The 786-nt window shown below is 40.2% G+C and carries 1 protein-coding gene; it reads right to left on the bottom strand.

The genetic code is table 11. The annotated features are described in order from the left end of the window. Positions 1-786, bottom strand: a 786-nt coding sequence (locus ACSLUK_RS19950; protein ID WP_448550546.1) for a hypothetical protein, incomplete at both ends; no start/stop codon positions are given.

Genomic DNA, 786 nt, shown 5'->3' with positions numbered 1-786 from the left:
AACATCGTAGCTATACTGCGTAACATCGCTTCCACAAGTTTTCTGTTTTAGCTCACCATTAGCAGTATATTGGTAACTACAGTTGCCATAACTGGTTAATCTGTCTTGGCTATCATATACACCATTCGTTGTAATAGTGCTTGTTCCATCATTGACGCTTTTACTGAGGCGGTTACCATTTCCATCAAAGCTGTACGTAGTGGTTACCGTGCCATTAATGACGCTTTCCAATCGCCCTGCTTGGTCATAGCTATAATCTTCGGTGACCGTTGTTCCTTGTAAGTTCAATGAACGCTGGGTAATGCGACCCAGTTTATCTCGTTGATAAGTAGCTGACAGCAAAGTGGTCGTGTTATGTTGCGTTACTTCAGTATCTATTTCGCCATGATTATTAAATGTACGATTCATGGTAATATTGTTAAGCGTTGAGCCGTTTATCAAACCTGATTTTTGAGCTTCATGACTAATGCTTATGCTACCTGCATTGGTCAACAAATTATCCAAATCGTATTGGTAGTCAATACAATTGGCACCATTGATACATGTTTGGCTAACAATGAAATCGGTGTTATAGCTTTGGCTAACAATACCCGCTATTTCACCCGACCAAGTTTGAGATAGCGGCAAATTACCATCGTAAACAAAGGCTAATGTCCCGTTATCTGGCGCAGTAATATCTGTTACATTGCCATGACTGTCATAAACATAACTGTATATTCCTCTTGGAATACTCATGCTTGCCAACTGATTAGTACCAGCAGTGTAGTTAAACAACAATTGCTGCCC

It is taken from the genome of Thalassotalea fusca (assembly GCF_053485835.1).
The sequence above is the reverse complement of the archived record's forward strand: the minus strand, read 5'-3'. Positions and strand labels throughout refer to the sequence as shown.